General features: G+C 34.4%; 16 protein-coding genes. 6 read left to right on the top strand and 10 right to left on the bottom strand.

Features of this window, described 5'->3' with window-relative positions:
* Positions 1-11: 11 nt before the first annotated feature.
* Complete coding sequence (locus tag ABD935_RS11595) at positions 12-896, top strand: glycosyltransferase family 2 protein (protein ID WP_345192222.1); 885 nt, start codon at positions 12-14, stop codon at positions 894-896.
* 114 nt (positions 897-1,010) lie between these two features.
* Here the strand turns inward: ABD935_RS11595 and ABD935_RS11600 are convergent, their stop codons facing one another.
* The 3 genes from ABD935_RS11600 to pafA all read right to left on the bottom strand — a co-directional run bounded on the left by ABD935_RS11600 (position 1,011) and on the right by pafA (position 5,652).
* Positions 1,011-3,062 (bottom strand): T9SS type A sorting domain-containing protein, encoded by a 2,052-nt coding sequence (locus ABD935_RS11600; protein ID WP_345192224.1) that lies wholly within the window; start codon positions 3,060-3,062, stop codon positions 1,011-1,013.
* A 95-nt stretch (positions 3,063-3,157) separates the two neighbouring features.
* The gene (locus ABD935_RS11605) at positions 3,158-3,967 is read right to left on the bottom strand and encodes a DNA/RNA non-specific endonuclease (RefSeq protein ID WP_345192225.1); all 810 of its coding nucleotides are present in this window, start codon (positions 3,965-3,967) and stop codon (positions 3,158-3,160) included.
* Positions 3,967-5,652 (bottom strand): alkaline phosphatase PafA, encoded by a 1,686-nt coding sequence (pafA, locus tag ABD935_RS11610; RefSeq protein WP_345192226.1) that lies wholly within the window; start codon positions 5,650-5,652, stop codon positions 3,967-3,969. Before pafA ends, ABD935_RS11605 begins: the two co-directional genes overlap by 1 nt.
* 105 nt (positions 5,653-5,757) lie before the next feature.
* Here pafA and ABD935_RS11615 point away from each other — a divergent pair, with 105 nt between their 5' ends.
* Both ABD935_RS11615 and ABD935_RS11620 read left to right on the top strand, forming a co-directional pair.
* Positions 5,758-6,498: an MlaE family ABC transporter permease gene (locus tag ABD935_RS11615; protein ID WP_345192228.1), complete on the top strand. Its 741-nt coding sequence runs from the start codon at positions 5,758-5,760 to the stop codon at positions 6,496-6,498.
* Positions 6,495-7,262, top strand: coding sequence for an ABC transporter ATP-binding protein (locus ABD935_RS11620; protein WP_345192229.1), 768 nt, complete (start codon positions 6,495-6,497; stop codon positions 7,260-7,262). The genes ABD935_RS11615 and ABD935_RS11620 overlap by 4 nt, the downstream gene beginning before the upstream one ends.
* A gap of 1 nt (position 7,263) precedes the next feature.
* Here the strand turns inward: ABD935_RS11620 and ABD935_RS11625 are convergent, their stop codons facing one another.
* From ABD935_RS11625 to ABD935_RS11655, 7 genes are all read right to left on the bottom strand, one after another.
* Positions 7,264-8,745: a DUF389 domain-containing protein gene (locus ABD935_RS11625; RefSeq protein ID WP_345192231.1), complete on the bottom strand. Its 1,482-nt coding sequence runs from the start codon at positions 8,743-8,745 to the stop codon at positions 7,264-7,266.
* Between the two features lie 2 nt (positions 8,746-8,747).
* Complete coding sequence (locus ABD935_RS11630; protein WP_345192232.1) at positions 8,748-9,830, bottom strand: mannose-1-phosphate guanylyltransferase; 1,083 nt, start codon at positions 9,828-9,830, stop codon at positions 8,748-8,750.
* A gap of 100 nt (positions 9,831-9,930) precedes the next feature.
* Positions 9,931-10,563 (bottom strand): SprT-like domain-containing protein, encoded by a 633-nt coding sequence (locus tag ABD935_RS11635; RefSeq protein WP_345192233.1) that lies wholly within the window; start codon positions 10,561-10,563, stop codon positions 9,931-9,933.
* 15 nt (positions 10,564-10,578) lie between these two features.
* Positions 10,579-13,200: a glycoside hydrolase family 2 TIM barrel-domain containing protein gene (locus tag ABD935_RS11640; RefSeq protein WP_345192234.1), complete on the bottom strand. Its 2,622-nt coding sequence runs from the start codon at positions 13,198-13,200 to the stop codon at positions 10,579-10,581.
* A gap of 9 nt (positions 13,201-13,209) precedes the next feature.
* Positions 13,210-13,845: an HAD family hydrolase gene (locus tag ABD935_RS11645; protein WP_345192235.1), complete on the bottom strand. Its 636-nt coding sequence runs from the start codon at positions 13,843-13,845 to the stop codon at positions 13,210-13,212.
* A gap of 3 nt (positions 13,846-13,848) precedes the next feature.
* Positions 13,849-14,532, bottom strand: a complete 684-nt coding sequence (locus tag ABD935_RS11650) for an SDR family NAD(P)-dependent oxidoreductase (protein ID WP_345192237.1) — start codon at positions 14,530-14,532, stop codon at positions 13,849-13,851.
* A complete protein-coding gene (locus ABD935_RS11655) occupies positions 14,532-15,476 on the bottom strand; it encodes a M28 family metallopeptidase (protein ID WP_425550220.1) in 945 nt (314 codons plus the stop codon). The genes ABD935_RS11650 and ABD935_RS11655 overlap by 1 nt, the downstream gene beginning before the upstream one ends.
* A 145-nt stretch (positions 15,477-15,621) precedes the next feature.
* On the opposite strand from ABD935_RS11655, the gene ABD935_RS11660 reads away from it, so the two are divergent.
* The 3 genes from ABD935_RS11660 to ABD935_RS11670 all read left to right on the top strand — a co-directional run bounded on the left by ABD935_RS11660 (position 15,622) and on the right by ABD935_RS11670 (position 18,642).
* Complete coding sequence (locus ABD935_RS11660) at positions 15,622-16,728, top strand: nickel-binding protein (RefSeq protein ID WP_345192239.1); 1,107 nt, start codon at positions 15,622-15,624, stop codon at positions 16,726-16,728.
* A 122-nt stretch (positions 16,729-16,850) separates the two neighbouring features.
* A complete protein-coding gene (locus tag ABD935_RS11665) occupies positions 16,851-17,225 on the top strand; it encodes a group I truncated hemoglobin (protein ID WP_345192240.1) in 375 nt (124 codons plus the stop codon).
* A gap of 25 nt (positions 17,226-17,250) precedes the next feature.
* Entirely contained in the window at positions 17,251-18,642 is a 1,392-nt protein-coding gene (locus ABD935_RS11670; RefSeq protein ID WP_345192242.1) for an FAD-binding oxidoreductase, read from the top strand.
* Positions 18,643-18,745 lie beyond the last annotated feature (103 nt).

Genomic DNA, 18,745 nt, shown 5'->3' on the forward strand with positions numbered 1-18,745 from the left:
ACTTTAAAACTTTGAACTTCTACATCATTATCCCTGCACATAACGAAGCATCGGCTATTGGGCTTACTTTAGATGCTTTGGCAAATCAATCCCTTTTACCGAAACGTGTTGTGATCGTTAATGATAATTCAACTGATAGCACTCAAGATATTGTTGAAGCATATACTGAAAAATACGGTTTTATGTCTCTTATAAACTCCAAATCATCTAATGAACACTTACCAGGTTCGAAAATAATAAATGCGTTTTATAAAGGCTATGAAACTTTAGACGACCATTATGATGTGATTTGTAAGTTTGACGCCGATTTGATTTTTCCGAAGGATTATTTAGAAAAACTATCCCTGCATTTCAATGCCAATGAAAAATTAGGCATGGCCTCTGGTTTTTGTTATATTGAAAAAAATAGCGAGTGGGTTTTAGAAAACCTCACCCGAAAAGACCATATTCGTGGTGCTTTAAAAGCTTATAGAAAAGCATGTTTCATGCAAATAGGAAAGTTAAAACCCTCTATGGGTTGGGATACGGTTGATGAGTTACTCGCCAAATATCACGGTTGGGAGATTTTAACGGATGAAACCCTGCATGTTAAACATCTAAAACCTACGGGAATCAGTTACAATAAAGCCTCAAAATATTTACAGGGAGAAGCCATGTATAAAATGCGCTATGGTTTTATTATCACTTTTATTTCCGCATTGAAACTGGCTTATAAAAAACGACGTTTTTCTTTATTCAAAGATTATATGGCTGGATTTTTTAAGGCAAAAAAAGAAAAGATTGATTTTTTGGTTTCTGAAGAAGAAGGTAAGTTTATTAGAGATGTACGCTGGAAAGGCATGATAAATAAAAAGAGGCTGTCTAAAAAATCCTTTGAATTTAATTTGTCAGATTGAGATTGTCGAAATCCATTTTAATTATAAGTAAGTTAGGACATTTCGACAGGCTCAATATGACACAGAATTAGACTTTTTAGACAGCCTCTTTTATTATCTATTTTTAAATAGTTGCTACTTCCCTACAACCAAACTTTTAATTACGGTATATCCAGTATGAGCATCTTTAACAGACACAAAATAAATACCATCTAAATACCCGCTTATATTTAAAGGAACCAATTTGCTTATACCTAAGTCGCTCGAATTAATATCTTTGCTATAAATCAAGACATTCAATAAGCTATACACACTAACGCTTACATCTTTACTTCCAAATTCAGATAAATCAACATTAACTATTTCTTTACTAGGGTTAGGAAACAATCCTATTTTACTGGCAACTGGAGCCGTTCTGGTAACAGTGATTGCATTAGATAAACTAAAGCACCCTGACAAACTAGCCACCAAGTGATCGCCTTCAGCGGGAGGCTCTAGCCCTAGTAAACCATCTGCATAACTTAAATGCCAAACTTTACAAACACCGACTCCTAATGCATTAAAATCTGGATCTGTATAAGAGTTTGGTAAGTCAAGAATAATAGTAGCCTCTTCATTAGTAATGACCCATTGTGATTTATCTCCTATATTATCTTTTAGCGTTATAGCTTCATTGGGAATTTTATCTGCTACCTCATCAATGGTAAAAGCAAAGGGGCCTCCTTCTATAACGCCTCCATGAACGCCATTTCTGATGACGGTAATTGGATTGGACAAATCAAAACAACCTGTTAAATCTGCCGCATTCATTCCAACTTCCGCACCGGTCAATCCATCCTCAAAACTTAAATGCCATATGAGACAAACACCTTCTCCAGCTCCTTCCAAATCAAATGGTGGTCCAGATGGCAGCCCTAAAATATTTAAATCGGTATCTGTTATTACCCAAGCCGAATTGTCTCCCATAATATCGTCTGAAAGTGTGACATCAAAAGCATCTGAATTTCCATCTCCTGCACAGATTTCAATCTCTGTTGCACCGCCTACTATCGCTATTTGCCCACCATGAACGCCATTTCTGGCGACGGTAATTGGATTGGACAAATCAAAACAACCTGCTAAATCTGCCGCATTCATTCCAACTTCCGCACCGGTCAATCCATCCTCAAAACTTAAATGCCATATGAGACAAACACCTTCTCCAGCTCCTTCCAAATCAAATGGTGGCCCAGATGGCAGCCCTAAAATATTTAAATCGGGATCTGTTATTACCCAAGCGGAATTATCTCCCATTATATCATCTGAAAGCGTGACATCAAAAGCATCTGAATTTCCATCTCCTGCACAGATTTCAATCTCTGTTGCACCGCCAACTATCGCTATTTGCCCACCATGAACGCCATTTCTGGTGACCGTAATTGGATTGGACAAATCAAAACAACCTGTTATGTCTCCAGCATTTGTAATACCATCTAAATTCACATTTTCAGCATAACTTAAATTCCAAATTAAGCAAACGCCTTCTCCCGCACCTTCCAGATCAAATGGTGGTGCATCGGGAGTTGCTAAAATATTTAAGTCTAAATCTGTTATTACCCATAACATATCTGGACCTTCAGCACCTGTTAAAGTAACGTTGAATGCATCACTATTACCATCTCCTGCACAGATTTCTATTTCCGTTCCACCGCCTTCTATTTCTAAATAGCCTCCTTTAGGCTGTTGGATTTTTGTTACTTCAATATAATTTGACAAATCATATTTACCTTTTAAATCCGACAGATTCACTACATGCTTATGCCAAAATGGATCTACTAGTGGTTTTATGCCATTATACGATAAATGCCATATTCTACAGTTCCCTGGAGGCGCACTATCAAAATCAAATGGTGGCTGTTCTGGAAGTTCTAAGATATTGTTTTCATCATCTGTAATAATCCACTGCTTAACGCGCCCTGAAGCCTCGGTAAGTTGAACATCAATAAGGTCTGCGACACCATCCCCCACACAAACAGTCGTATCATCTAAAGCCAAAATAATCCCTCCATCAACATGACTGTTCTCGTTGGCATTGGGGTTTTGAGCATTAATGACAAAACAAAAAGCCATTAAAGCAAAAGTTAATACTATATTTTTTAAATTTCTAAACAAGCGACTTGGGGGTCTCATGTGTATTTTTTCTTTCATAACTACTTGATTGTTAATTAATATGAAGATATAAAGTACAAAAAAATATTAAAATTTTAGGTAGCTTTTATTTAACAAACATAAATATTCGTTAATCAGTAAAAATCCCAATCTTGATAGCTATTTGAAGCCTCTAATTTTGTTTCAATGCTATCCTCCAATGCAGGAAAAAAATCGACTCCTGTGAGCGCTTCTATTTCATCTACTGAAACAACAAATTCATATAAAGGTCGATCTGAATCTGTATGTGGTATTAAAAAGGCAATCATTTTTGTTTTACCAGTATTGTTATCAATTAAAACCTTGTAAAATTGATTGGGTACTGAAACATCTTCATCTCCAATGGTTTTCATATTCCCCTTTAAAACACCTCCAGTTACCACAAAAACACCATCGTATTTTCTTGCCCAATACCGTATTTTTTGTTCCAAAGTGTTCCATAAACCAGCATTAAACTGATGCTCCTGCGGACTAATATTACTGGTTAAAAAAGTTTCGTCATGAGCTGATTTGCTATAACGCCTATCTCCTGCTGGACAAAGATGCCCACGGTCATAACCAGATTTTTTATAATTGCGCCAATTGGCTGCACCTGTTTTTACAGATTTATCAATTTCAAAATAAGGACGCTTATGATTGGTGTTTGAAAGATGAGATTTCTTCAATTCATAAGCTACCCATTCTGATTGTTCATGCTCCTCGTTATAGGATAATGAATACCCTTCATGATGTACAATCTGCCCCGTTGTACTTGTTGGCAAAAAGTATTCGTTAGTATCTGTTTTAGTGGTTTGTCCTTCCGAGACGATTTCAGCTTTTTCTTCTTCTCCTAAAAAATGTTCATAAGCATAAACGCCCAAAACAATAATTATAGCTATAACAGAATATAATGTACGTTTATTCATTAATCAAAAACAAATTCTAGCGGTTGCCCAATAGCAGCATTAGGAAAACTAATATCTAAAAGTGCCGACATGGTCGGTGCTATATCGGTTATTTCTGTTTTTTGCAAGGTCTGTCCGTGCTTAATGCCTTTACCAAAGAATAAAAGCGGCACATGAGTATCGTAATTTAAACCTGAATGATGATCTGTACCTGTTCGATTCCAAGGCGTATCTTTAAAGACTTCAGGATTATAAACAAACAATAAATCACCTGAACGCTTTTGATTATGCCCATTCTTTAAAAGTGTCTCTAAAAACCCTTCAGGCCCCTCAAAATGATTTATTTTACTGGTCATGTAAACTTTATCAATAAGGTCGTATTTCAATAATTGTTGAGATGTAATTTCTTTTAAATATTCTAGATCTAAATTGTTATCATATATTTTATCATGACTAAAATAAATTTGATTGTTAATCCGGCTTAATATTAAATCTGAAACCTGAACTTTATTTTCTAAAAACGCATTCAACTCGTCAAACATTTTACTTTCATTAAAAAGACCTGCAGGAATTTTATTAGACAATAGATAATATGGCACATAAGGAGCACCGTGATCTGAAGTTAAAAATACCGTATAATGATCTTTCCCTACTTTTTCATCTAGTGCATTAAACAATCGTTTTAAATCTATGTCCAAACGCAAATAAGTATCCTCTGTTTCTTTTGCATTCACTCCAAAATCATGCCCTACTTTATCTGTGCTTGAGTAGCCAATTGTTAAAACATCTGTAATATTATCTTTTCCAAGATTCTCTGCAGAAATAGCTTCTATTGCGAAATCGGTAATTAAACTATTACCATAAGGACTTTCAGCAATAATTTTAAAATTACCATTTTGAGTTTTTAATTTTTCCAAATCATATGGAAATGTTGCATTTTCTTTTCCTCTAAAAATTCTTTCAAACGTATTTAAATCTTCACCGCTTTCTGTGTAAGAATTAATATCATACAACGTATTCCAAACCTTAAAATAGGATTCTGTAATATTTGATGAATTAAAATCCTTAACCCATTGAGGTAAGTCGTTCATATAAAAAGAACTCGTGATCCAGTTACCATTCCCACCATGATCATAATCCCACCAGTACGCTGCATTTGCAGTATGACCCGCGGATAAAATAGCGCCTCTATGCTTTATAGAAATCCCAATTGTTTTTCCTCTCATTTGACTAAACAATCTGTTTTCATCAGCAAATGTAGTCGTTAACATTCTTCTTGGCGACCTCTTCCCATCTTTAGCATCCTCATTATCAGTCCCAATGGCTTTTACATTTTTATCTTCAACACAATTTACATTAGACCCTAACTTTCTATCGAACCAATTGTTCCCTATAATACCATGGTATTTGGGTGTAGCTCCTGTAAATACCGAAGCATGACCAGGTCCCGTTTTTGTTGGTATATAATTATAATGGTTGTTCTTGCAGTTATAACCCTCTCGCATCATGCGTTTAAAACCACCGTCGCCATATTTATTATAAAATCGAGTTAAATAGTCATATCGCATTTGGTCTATCACAATGCCTACTACCAACTTTGGTTTTTCGATTACACTTTCATTTTTATTTGAAACTACTTCATTTTGAGCTTTACAAGAAAAACAAAGTATAATTGCTATTACAGGGAAGAATAAATTTTTTATCATAGTCATAAATATCAATTCAAAAATACACATTTTAAAATATCATAATTTAAAATTAAAGTTAAATTGGTATATCTTTTTTTTACTTTAGCACGCAGATATGTTAATATGACTTACCTACATAATATTGGGGCTTATTTTATGATGATTGCCGAGATGTTTCGCAAGCCAACTAAGTGGTCTGTGATGAAGCAACTCATTTTAAAAGATATTGACGACTTAGTTATAGGCTCTCTTGGCATTGTGGCATTTATTGCTTTTTTTGTTGGTGGTGTTGTTACTATTCAAACCGCTTTAAATATAGACAACCCGCTAATACCCAAGTATTTAGTTGGATTCGCTACAAGACAATCTATTGTTTTAGAATTTGCACCAACATTTATCTCGATAATTATGGCTGGTAAAGTAGGTTCTTTTATAACCTCTAGTATTGGTACTATGCGCGTTACAGAACAAATTGACGCCTTAGAAGTTATGGGCATAAACTCATTAAACTATCTTGTTTTCCCAAAATTCATAGCACTTACGCTATATCCTTTTGTTATTTCTATTGCTATGTTCTTAGGCATACTCGGTGGTATGGCAGCTTGTGTTTATGGTGGTTTCAGTTCGCTTGAAGATTATATTGTAGGTATCCAAACTGATTTTATTCCGTTTCATGTTACTTATGCTTTTATAAAAACCTTTGTTTTTGCTTTTGTTTTGGCTACCATTCCATCTTTTCATGGTTATTATATGAAAGGTGGCGCGCTTGAAGTTGGTAAAGCTAGTACTACTTCGTTTGTTTGGACTAGTGTTGTTATTATTCTTTTAAATTATCTACTAACCCAAATGCTTTTAAGCTCATGATTGAAGTTGAGAATTTACATAAATCGTTTGGAGAAGCTCACATTCTGAAGGGCATAACCACCACTTTTGACAAAGGAAAAACCAATCTTATTATTGGGCAAAGTGGTTCCGGTAAAACCGTTTTCCTGAAATGTTTACTAGGCTTATTTGATTACGAAGAAGGCTCAATAGCTTACGATGGAAAAATATTTGCTAAACTTACCGAAGATGAAAAACGGAATATGCGCGCCAAGATTGGTATGGTTTTTCAAGGAAGTGCCTTGTTTGATTCTATGACTATTGCTGAAAATGTGATGTTTCCACTACGTATGTTTACCAAACAAAGTAAAAGCGAAATGGAAGACCGAGTAGACTTTGTTTTAAAACGAGTAAATCTTCCTGATGCACATAATAAAATGCCAAGTGAGGCTTCTGGAGGTATGCAAAAACGCGTAGCCATAGCCAGAGCTATTGTCAATAACCCTAAATATTTATTTTGCGATGAACCCAATTCCGGTTTAGACCCAAAAACGGCTATTGTTATTGATAACCTTATTAAAGAGATTACTGAAGAATATCAAATAACTACCGTAATAAACTCCCATGATATGAATTCTGTTATGGAAATAGGCGAAAAAATTGTATTTCTAAAAGATGGATTAAAAGCTTGGGAAGGCTCTAAAGACACTATTTTTAAAACGGATAACGAAGTTGTTACAGACTTTGTTTACTCTTCTAATTTATTCAAAAAAGTCCGTAAAATGTATCTTGAAGAAAATCAGTAACTTAATCTCTCCTAACTCTTATTTTATCAGTCTTCAGTTCTTGTTTCAACCACAATAATAATTCGCCTTCTTTAACAGCAACAATACTGTCATTCAGCGCAGGTTTCCATCTCACACTAGCAATAGTTAACGTATCTACTTTTATAAAATCCTGTGATTCTAGCATTTTAGCATAACCAAAATAGTCTAAATCGTTAAATCTTATTTTAGCATCTTTAGCCAAAGAAGAAAAGGCTATACCATTTGAAGCATTTTGGGCTTCTAGTTGTTGGTTAAGTCCAGAAATATTTTCTTGTAATTCACTTATTTCTTTATGTAATCCAGAGATTATATTGTCTTTTTTATCAAGTTCAATGATCGCTCTATCATAGGCATTGGAAATTTTATCAAAACTTCTATTCTTATTCCCACTAATCTCTAAATCAAAATCGCTAATCTTATCATAACCTTTTAGCTCATTACGCAAATCCGCTTCCGTAGCTTCGGCAATTTCACCATTAAAGTAAAGTGTAATTTTTTTGTCTTTTGTATTTAGTGTTCCATTTTGAAACCAGAGTTCCCGATTGGACTTTACTTCGTCAGCTAAAAAATTATTATAATCGTTATCAAAACCACTATTTTTTAACACTCTTAAAAAGGTAATAGTTGGATAAATCATAACCAAAAAGGCTACTAAAGCAGCAAATCTTGCTATACGTCTTCGCTTTGCGGAATTGGCATACTTTAGCATTGGAAATCGAAGCACCTTGAGTACTATAAAAGTTGCTAAAGCAATAAATATGGTGTTAATGGTAAACAAATTCATCGCCCCTAAAAAATAAGACCAATTACCATCTGCCAATCCATAACCCGCTGTACATAATGGCGGCATTAAAGCTGTAGCAATAGCCACACCAAATATTACAGAGGCAATGGTTCCTTTTTTAGTACGTGCAATAATTAAAGCTAAACCGCCAAAGAAGGCAATTAGAACATCCCGAATATCGGGCTTTACACGACCCAATAATTCTGAAGTTTCCTGATTTCCAAGAGGGAAAAATTTAAAAAATAAATATGCGGTTAATAAACTTAGCACAATCATTATTGCTAAGTTGATAAGTGATTTTTTTAAGGTATCGATATCATTAATTGCAATGGACATTCCAATCCCAAGGATTGGACCCATTAATGGCGAAATTAACATGGCTCCAATTACAACCGCAGTAGAATCTGCATTTAAGCCAACAGACGCTACAAATATAGAACAGATTAAAATCCAAGCTGTTGCACCTTTAAACGAAATATCGCCTTTTATGGCAGCTATAGTTGCATCTCTATCTGTATCATCTCGAAAGTCTAGGAGCTCGCTTAAAAAAGTCCTAACACTTACGAATAAGCCTTTAGCGTCTTGTTTTACAGCTTCCTTTTTTTCTTCTACAGCTTTATCCTTATCTAATTGTTGCTGTTCTTCTTCCGAAAAATCAAACTTACTTTCTTCACTCATAATTAGCCATATTGTTCTCCAAATTTCTCTTTAACCTGTTGGAGAGTTTTCTTTATATCTTGTTCTTTAGACTTAGGAAAGATAAGCAAAACTTCGTCTTTATCAACAATAATGTAATCTTGCAAACCATCAACAACAACAATTTTATCATCTTTGGTTCTTATCATATTGCCTGATGCATCTTCTACTAATGTCCTGGCATTCACTACAGTATTACCAGATTCATCCTTATCTAATTTATCATATAAGCTCCCCCATGTCCCTAAATCGTTCCAATCAAATTCAGCAGCAATAACATGTACATTAGTGGATTTCTCCATAATGGCATAATCCACAGATATGTTTTCTGCTTTTGGGTAATTATCTCTAATAAAGTCGTATTCAAACTCTGTATTGTAAACAGAAATTCCCGTTTTAAATAATTCAAACAATTCAGGTTGATTATTTTGAAATGCTCCAACAACACTTTTTACACTCCACATAAAAATACCAGCATTCCATAAGAAATTACCCTGCGCAATGAATTCTTTGGCGGTTTTATAATCTGGTTTTTCTCTAAATTGATTTACTGACTTTATCGCTTCTACGGAATTTTTATCGTATTCAATATAACCATATCCAGTATTTGGAAAATTGGGCTGAATGCCCAAGGTCATTAACGCATTATTCTCTGAACAGAAATTAAAAGCTTGCTGAACATTTTCTGCAAAAGTTTGCTCATCTTCAATCCAATGATCACTTGGCGCAACAATCATGACAGCATCTGGGTTTTCTTTCTGGATTTTTAGCGATGCATATAGAATACAAGGTGCTGTATTACGCATGGCGGGTTCTAAAACCACTTGCCTTTGCTCAACTTCTGGCAACTGCTCTAAAACCAAATCATTATAACGGGCATTGGTTAAAATGAAAATATTTTCTTTTGGAATTATATGTGCTAAACGATTAAATGTTTTCTGTATCAGTGTATCACCTGTTCCAAGCATATCATGAAATTGCTTTGGAAAATCCTGTGTACTAACCGGCCAAAATCTAGAGCCTACACCTCCTGCCATTAAAATGGCATAATAGTTTTTATCTTTCATATTTTGTTATCTCACGAAAGTGAGAATCTTTTTGTTTCTGTAATTCCTTTAAATCGTTATTTTAAAATTTTGGAAATACGATTGTACATTTAGTTTTCATTTATGAGATTCCTTCCAGATAGCTATCGGGATTCACAGGAATGACAATTTCTACTTCAGCGTTTGGATTAAACAAATATAACCTTCCTGTTTTAACCTCAACACATTCAAAACGTTTTACACGTTTTTGTCCCATTTTAAACACCTTTCCATTATATAATTCAAAAACACTTCCTATGGGCACTTCAAAAATATAGGTTTTATCGTTAGGTTCGTCAAATTGTTTTAATGCAAAGGTTAAATTAACATCGGTATCACTACTGGCTTTAGGGTTTTTAAAGTGTTTTGCTAAAAGAGGCAATAGACTATTAGGAAATATCTCGGGATTTAAAAACGGTAACATTAAATGCTGAAACGTTCTTTTCCATTCTATCCCATGTGGCTTAATAAATCTTCCGTAAATTTCATAAGCTTCAAAATGCGCTATTTCATGAATTAATGTGATTAGAAATCTGTATTCATTTAAATTCGAATTTATAGTTATTTGATGCTTCCCGTTTGGCAAACGCATATAATCCCCATGACGCGTTTTACGTTCATTTTTAACTTTTACCAACAAATTATCCTGTTCTAATAGATTTAAAACTTGAGATATAGCTGATGACGGAATGTAATTTTGAATTTGGTTTAGCATTGAATATTAAAACGATTACTTAACTTGTATTGAAATTTCATTAGAAATTAAACTACCCGATTTGGCTGAAATTTTAATCGAACCCTTATTATAAGTAGATTGCACAATACCAAGTGCTCTCCCGTTATGGGTTTTTATATGATTTGCCTTTGGGTGCTGCACACTATACTCCCAGCCATTATCTACTGCAATTAGATTTCCATTACCTTTAATTTCAAATTGCACATCGGTATCTTCATTTGGAATTCTAATGCCATTTTCATCTAAAAGCGTTACTTCAATATGAGCCACATCGCTATGGTTTGGATTCATTTCTTTTTTGTCGGATTCTATATTAATTTGTGCAAGTTTTCCAGCAGTTTTCAAACTATATTCATCCACTTTTTTGCCATTGTTATACCCAACAATTTTTAATTCCCCAGCTTGAAAAGGCACCAACCATTTTATAACATGGCCTTTGTTATCTTTCACCTTTTGTTTGCCTAATGAAGTTCCGTTTAAAAAAAGTTCGGATTCATCACAATTTGCATACCCCTGAACTACAATGTCTTCGCCTTGTTTATAATTCCAAGAATCTTCAATATCATACCATGTCCAACGGCGCAACCAATTGGTTCGCATTTCTAAAGTAAAACCTTTGTCTTTATCATATTTATATTCAGAAACAGAACGTGGTGCTGTACCTATATAAACTTTAGGGTCATCCTTCCATAAACATTCATAAAAATGACCACGTGGCATTTTAAAACAGGCAAAATCAAAGAAAGACAAATTTAATCCCTTTCTAGGAAATGGTCCAGATTCACCCATATAGGCAATTCCTGTCCATGTAAAAATACCAGCAACAAAATCTCTATCGTCTATAGCTTTCCACTCTTCCCAGGTGCCATTGTTTTCAGACCCTAAAATTTTTAAATCGGGATATTCTTTGTGTGCCCCATCATATTCTGGAGCTCTATAATTAAACCCTAACACATCTACAGCATCTGCATAACCACTAACATTAGCTATAACAGGCAAAACACTCCCTACAGTAACAGCTCTTGTGGTGTCCATCTCTTTGGTCCATTTTGATAATAGATTTGCGATAACAGCTAGCGAATCTACCTCTGGTTTTACACTTTCAAAAGCGGCCTTATTCACTTCATAATCATAATTAGGTATATGCTCATAATATTTCACATTGCCGTTTACTTTTTTATATGCTTGCGTGTAATAAGGAAATGTCCATTCAATTTCATTGCCAATACTCCACATGATAATGGATGGGTGGTTTTTATCCCGACGGATACAATCCTGTAAATCTTGTTTTGCCCATTCGTTAAAATAGGACGCATAACCATCCGTAAAAGATTCAGGCGCATCGTTAGAACCTAATTCTGTTGTGTGCTTGTCTTTCTCTTTGTTCCATTCATCAAAAAATTCGGCATCTACTAATAGTCCCAATTCATCACATAGATCCAAAAACTCAGGAGCATATGGATTGTGGGCGGTTCGGACTGCATTACAACCAATACTTTTTAATTTCAATAAACGTCTCCTCCAAACATCAACAGGAACAGCAGCACCTACCGCACCAGCATCATGATGCAGATTCACGCCTTTTATCTTCACTTGTTTACCATTTAGAAGAAAACCTTTATTAGCAGTAAATTCAGCAGTACGAATACCGAATGTTTCAGAAACTTCATCTAACCCAATATCATTACTAATAATTTGAATTTTAGCCGTATAAATATTTGGTGTTTCCAAATCCCATAACTGTGGATTTTTTAAAACGATTTCTGAATTTATTTTTGATTCATCTTTAATCGTTAATTCTTCAGAAGATTGGCCAACTAATCTACCATCAGGAGATAAAATTTGAGTTTTCACTTTAATAGTTTCTTCTTGGTTTAAAGTGGATTTTAAATCGATATTAAGAGAAACTGTTGCCTCATTTTTATTAATCTCAGATGTTGTAATTGTAACACCCCAAGTAGGCACATGAATGGCGTTGCGCTTTACCAATCTCACATTTCTATAAATACCAGAACCTGTGTACCATCTAGAATCTACATAGTTGGAATGGTCTACACGAACGGCAATAATATTTTCTTTATCGAAATGAAGGTAAGGTGTAAGGTCATAATCAAAACTGATATAGCCATTGGGTCTGAATCCTAAAAAATGCCCGTTAATCCAAACTTCAGAACGTGTATAAACTCCATCAAATTCTATAGAAATATGTTTACCCTTATCAGTTTCATTTAAAGAGAATGATTTTCTGTACCAGCCAACACCTCCTGGAACAAACCCTGTGCTACTGGCAGTTTTTCTAAATTCGTTAACTCGAACAGCAGATATTCCCGATGGTAAATTATTATTGTTTGCCGAGGTCTCTGCATTAGTATCCAAATCTGCTTTAACTGCTAATGGTGGTGTAAAACCTTGTTCTATACTCCAATCATGTGGTAAATGTAGGTTCGACCAACCTTCATCTTTAAAATCCAAATTTTCGGCATTTTCAATATCGCCAAGTTTAAATTTCCAATCGCTGTTAAAATTGTTGGTTCTATCAAACTTTAATTCTTGTTGGTTAGCACAAGAAAAATTTAGGATTAATGCTAGTACTATAATAGTATTTAATCTGTTCATTTTCGTGAGTTATATTAAATTTAAAAGCTGTGACATTTTACTAAATGTTTTGGTTGCCTCATTTTTTAATTCATCTTTATAATCGTGCTCGGTATATCCAAAAACATCAAAACCTCCCAATTTTGCAGCCCTTACTCCAGATACACTATCTTCTACAACCAAACATTCTTGGGGTTTAAAACCCATGGTTTTGGCTGCCCACAAAAATATATCGGGTTCTGGTTTCCATTTCTGAATGGCATAACAGCTAAAAATATGTCCTTCAAAAAAAGGCAATAAACCTGTAACGTCTAGATTTAATCTAATTTTATTTTCTGGTCCGCTTGATGCCACACAAAAAGGGATTTTTAAATTTTCAACAACATCTTTAATGCCTTTTATGGGTTGGATTTTTTCCCGAAAAGTCTCGAACGTGTTGATGCGGTAATCTTGCTCAAAATTAATAGGTAGAGGCTTGTCTATCCGTTTTGAAATAAGTTCCATACATAAGTTAAATGCTTTTCCTTTTAAACTAATCAAAGATGCCTCAAAATCCATATTCGCGCCTAAATTATTAGCCATATCGACTAAAACCCCTATGGCTATAGATTCACTATCAATTAAAACACCATCGCAATCAAAAATAATACACTTGTATTTTCTCATAAATTATGGAGTAGAATTAGATACTTGTAACAGTTTGCCATTATAATACTTATTTCCGCTAAGCGAGAAATCAAAGATATACTCCGCCATTTCTAAAGCTGTAGTTGGTGCTTGATACCCTGGAAAAGCTTCTTCTAACATTTCGGTTTGTACGGCACCTAATGCTAAAACATTGAATGAAATTCCAGATGTTTTATATTCTTCAGCCAATAATTCAGTTAGCGTAATTACGGCTGCCTTACTGGAGCTATAAGCCGCTAATCCTGGAAACTTCATGCTACCTTGAACACCACCCATAGAGCTTATGGTAACCACGTGGCTTTCTTTTCTCATGAACGGCAACACCACTCTTGTTAGTTCGGCAACACCAAAAACATTGGTTTTATAAACATTTCCGAAATCTTCCATGGAAGTTTCTGAAAACGGTTTATTTATCAAAGCCCCTGCATTATTAATCAATATATCTACGTGTTCCCAATCGCTATCTATAAAATTATCAACTTTTTTATAAGCTTCATTATCATTCAAATCAAAAGGAAATGCTGTAACATTATCTAATTTTAAATTTTGAATCGGTTTTTCATTCCGCGAAAGCGCTAAAACTTGATGTCCGGCTTTGGCAAATAGTTGTACTAACTCAAACCCAATACCTCGGCTTGTACCTGTTATAATTATGTTCTTACTCATTAGTTTAATTTAATTTCCTTAGTGGGTGTATTACTCATTTTTTCTATTGCTGGAATAATTTTATTAATTAAACGTTGCATAAATTTAAAATCTAATTTATCAATTTCATCATCAACATGGTGGTAAAAATCAAAATTAGTCATATCACAGGAGGAAATAGTTTGACACGGCACATTAAATTCAGTATAAAATGGATAATTATCAGAACGCTTGAACAAACTGTACTTTAGAGCTATTTCAGATTTCCCTATCAGGTTTGATTCCGTATAGGCATTTATCTTTTTCGCCATATTGGACATATCATAACCTGACACAAATACCTCATAACCTCTATCTTTAAAAGGCACACCTATCATTTCAAAATTAACCATCGTATAGAGATTTAAATTATCACCCTTTAATCGTTTGGACAAATGTTTTGAACCTAACAGTCCTTTTTCTTCAGCCGAAAATAAGGTAAACATAATACTGCGTTTATTATTCTTTTTATCTGCAAAATATTTTGCCATGGCTATTACAGCACTTGTCCCTGTGGCATTATCATTTGCACCGTTTGCAATAACATCGCCATTAACCATTTTTACTGTTCCTATATGATCGTAATGCGCACCAAGAATAACGAACTCATTTTTTAAATTTGGGTCGTTGCCTTCTATATAACCTATCACATTATAACCGATAACTTCTTTTACATTAAAGCTATCTCTATAGGTTTCAAAATAAGGTTTTATGTTGTTTTCCTTGAATATATTTTCAATAAAAACAGCTGCTTTTTCAATACCCTTGCTTCCTGTGTTTCTACCTTCCAATCCATCTGAAGCCAAATATTCTAAACTCGATTTTACCTCATTTTCACTTACTTCAATTGTTTTAATACTGTGATCCATTGTGGATTTGCACCCCAGAATGACTAATAAAATGAAAGCGTAAAATATTTTATTCATACAAGATTTTATTTGTGCTTAAAGATAAAAAACTCATAGAAACCATTCTACTTTTAACTCTTGTTTAAATAACAACAATTTAAAGACCTATTTTTCAACTTGCATAACCCGTTAAAAATGACTAATTTGTATTAAAATAAATACCATGCCAATATATTTAGACCTCCATGAAATGCCTGACGGAGTTACTGCAGAACATGTTGCAGAAATGCATCAAGCTGATTTAAAAATTGAACATGAATTTAATTGTCGTGGATTAACATATTGGTGTGACGAAAAAAGACAAACAGCTTTCTGCTTGATAGAAGCCCCAAACAAACAAGCTCTTAAAGATTTACATGCTCAGGCTCATGGGGATGTACCTCTGCGTATAATTGAAGTAGACGACACCATAGTAGAATCGTTTTTGGGCAGAATAGAAGACCCTGAAAAATCAAAAAACACTAAGCTAAACATTATAAACGACCCTGCTTTTAGAGTTTTAATGGTCATAGAAACGAGTAATTATTTAAATCGGCTTGAAGCAAATCAATTTACCATCTTTGCTCAAAAATTTCATAACAATGTATCTAAAACCTTAAAAAAATTGAATGGTCGTGTAGTAAAAAAAGATAATAACTCGTATTTAGCTTCCTTTAAATCTGTAACAGATGCCGTTTTATGTGCTTTAAAAATTCAGTTTCAATTCAAATATGTTACGCCTAAGTTCGATCCCTCTACGCGTAAACTAAATATTGCTTTAAGCTCTGGTGTTCCAGTAACTAATAAAGAAAATATATTTGAAGAAACCATTACTTTAGCTACACGCATGTGTGATATTGTTAAGGAGCAAGTAGTAATTACTACTGAAGTAAAATTATTATACGAAAGCGAAAACAGGAATGCTACTATTGATGACAAAATGATTAAAATACTGAAACCAAATGAAGAAAAGTTTCTAACACAGTTAATTGATTTTGTAGAACAGGTATGGAACAAACCTAACTTTAAAGTGAATGACTTTAGTAAGGCGCTAGGTTTAAGCAAATCGCAACTTTATAGAAAACTAACCAAATTAACTGGGCAATCACCAAATAATTTTTTAAAAGAATTCCGGTTGCACAGAGCTCTGAGCCTATTGCATAAGCAACATGGTAACATTTCTGAAATTGCTTTTGAAACAGGTTTTAATAGCGCTGCCTATTTCTCAAAATGTTTTCTTGATAAATATGGCATTCTACCTTCTAAATATATTCAACAACATATAGCTTAAAAACATCTCCAATCTACACCACTTTTCCCCTATGGTTCAAAATTCTACTTTTTTGAATTAAATGTCGAGGTGCCTTCATTTTGCTATTCATAGTTTTGACATATAACCAATACTATAACATTATGAGTAAAACACTTTTTGAACGATTAGGAGGCAGAAATGGCATATCGAAGATCGTTGATGACACCGTTAGTGAACACATGACAAACCCAAATGTAAACGCTCGTTTTTTACCCTTTTTAGAAAGACCAGAACACTTAGCCATTATTAAACAACATACGGTTGACTTTTTTGTAACTGGTAGTGGAGGACCTAATGTTTACAAAGGAAAAGATATGGTAACAGCGCATACAGGAATGAATATTAGCCCTGCTGAATATATGCATGTCATGGATGATATTGTTACAGCTTTAGACAAAAACGCCATTAATGAAGACACAAAAAAAGATGTACTAGCAATTTTATGGTCTTTAAAAGGCATGATAATAGCTAAATAATTTAAACCAATTAAAACAAAAAATCATGACAACATTAGTAAAAGACTTAGACCCCAAGTTGATTGAAGAACTAGCATTAAAACTAAGAGGTGAACTTATAATGCCATCTGATGAGAATTACAATGAAACCAGAAAAGTGTATAATGGCATGATAAATAAACACCCAGGACTTTTTGCTATGTGTGTTGATGTTGCCGATGTTATAGCTTCTGTGAATTTTGGAAGAGAAAACAATCTACTAATTGCCATTAGAGGAGGCGGACACAATGGGGGTGGTTTAGGATTGTGTAATGATGGTTTAGTTATCGATTTATCTGGATTAAAATTTGTTCGCGTAGACACTTCCAACAATACAGTACGTGTTGGCGGAGGCAATCTTTGGGGTGAAGTTGATCATGCCACTCATCCTTTTGGGCTAGCTGTTCCGGCAGGAATAATTTCAACCACAGGTGTTGGAGGACTAACACTGGGCGGTGGTGTTGGGCATTTATCTCGAAAACACGGCTTGACTATTGACAATCTTTTAGAAGCTGACATGGTTTTGGCAGATGGTTCTTTTGCAACCGTAAATGCTAACCAAAACTCAGATTTATTTTGGGCAATTCGTGGTGGAGGAGGAAACTTTGGTATTATAACTTCTTTTAAATTTCAGGCACATCCTATAAAAACAGTAATTGGAGGACCTACGTTATGGCCTATAGAAAGAACTGAAGAAATCATGGCATGGTATCATTCATTTATTCATAATGCTCCAGATGAATTAAATGGATTTATTGCCACTATGGTTATCCCAGGTCCTCCTTTCCCTGATTTTTTACATAGGAACAAGTATTGCGGAATTGTGTGGTGCTATACTGGCAACCAAGAAGAATTCGACAAATTAATAAAGCCTGCCATGGACTTAGAACCCATTTTTGCACACGTAGGCGAAATGCCCTATCCATCAATTCAAACTTTATTTGATGGTTTGTTACCACATGGATTACAATGGTACTGGAGAGCTGACTTTTTTAATGAACTAGGTCCAGAAGTAAGAGCTGAACACTTAAATTTTGGATCTAAGATACCAACACCTCTTTCTCAAATGCATTTATACCCAATTAGTGGGGCAGCTGGCAGAGTTGGAGCTACAGATACACCTTGGGCGTATCGTGATGCCAAATATGCAGGTGTGATAGTAGGTGTGGATGCAGACCCCGAAAATGCAGATACAATCACCAATTGGTGTAAAGATTATTGGGAAGCACTACACCCTTATTCTTCCGGAGGCGCTTATTCGAACTTCATGATGGATGAAGGACAAGAACGTGTAAAAGCAAGTTACAAGCATAATTATGACAGGTTAACAAAAATTAAAGCAAAATACGACCCTAACAATCTATTTAGAGTCAATCAGAATATAAAACCAAGGAAATAATATTATTTCCTTGGCTAAAAAAAACCTGTTTCAAATTAATGAAACAGGTTTTAAATATTATAGATTCTGAATCTAGTTCAGAATATCAATTAATTACTACGCA

This window comes from Algibacter agarivorans (genome assembly GCF_039543245.1).
Lineage (GTDB): Bacteria > Bacteroidota > Bacteroidia > Flavobacteriales > Flavobacteriaceae > Algibacter_G > Algibacter_G agarivorans.

Coding starts and splice junctions, on each gene's coding strand:
- ABD935_RS11665 (WP_345192240.1), top strand. CDS start 16,851: ATGAGTAAAACACTTTTTGAACGATTAGGAGGCAGAAATGGCATATCG.
- ABD935_RS11630 (WP_345192232.1), bottom strand. CDS start 9,830: ATGAAAGATAAAAACTATTATGCCATTTTAATGGCAGGAGGTGTAGGC.
- ABD935_RS11650 (WP_345192237.1), bottom strand. CDS start 14,532: ATGAGTAAGAACATAATTATAACAGGTACAAGCCGAGGTATTGGGTTT.
- ABD935_RS11640 (WP_345192234.1), bottom strand. CDS start 13,200: ATGAACAGATTAAATACTATTATAGTACTAGCATTAATCCTAAATTTT.
- ABD935_RS11600 (WP_345192224.1), bottom strand. CDS start 3,062: ATGAAAGAAAAAATACACATGAGACCCCCAAGTCGCTTGTTTAGAAAT.
- ABD935_RS11615 (WP_345192228.1), top strand. CDS start 5,758: ATGACTTACCTACATAATATTGGGGCTTATTTTATGATGATTGCCGAG.
- pafA (WP_345192226.1), bottom strand. CDS start 5,652: ATGATAAAAAATTTATTCTTCCCTGTAATAGCAATTATACTTTGTTTT.
- ABD935_RS11620 (WP_345192229.1), top strand. CDS start 6,495: ATGATTGAAGTTGAGAATTTACATAAATCGTTTGGAGAAGCTCACATT.
- ABD935_RS11635 (WP_345192233.1), bottom strand. CDS start 10,563: ATGCTAAACCAAATTCAAAATTACATTCCGTCATCAGCTATATCTCAA.
- ABD935_RS11670 (WP_345192242.1), top strand. CDS start 17,251: ATGACAACATTAGTAAAAGACTTAGACCCCAAGTTGATTGAAGAACTA.
- ABD935_RS11660 (WP_345192239.1), top strand. CDS start 15,622: ATGCCAATATATTTAGACCTCCATGAAATGCCTGACGGAGTTACTGCA.
- ABD935_RS11625 (WP_345192231.1), bottom strand. CDS start 8,745: ATGAGTGAAGAAAGTAAGTTTGATTTTTCGGAAGAAGAACAGCAACAA.
- ABD935_RS11605 (WP_345192225.1), bottom strand. CDS start 3,967: ATGAATAAACGTACATTATATTCTGTTATAGCTATAATTATTGTTTTG.
- ABD935_RS11645 (WP_345192235.1), bottom strand. CDS start 13,845: ATGAGAAAATACAAGTGTATTATTTTTGATTGCGATGGTGTTTTAATT.
- ABD935_RS11655 (WP_425550220.1), bottom strand. CDS start 15,476: ATGAATAAAATATTTTACGCTTTCATTTTATTAGTCATTCTGGGGTGC.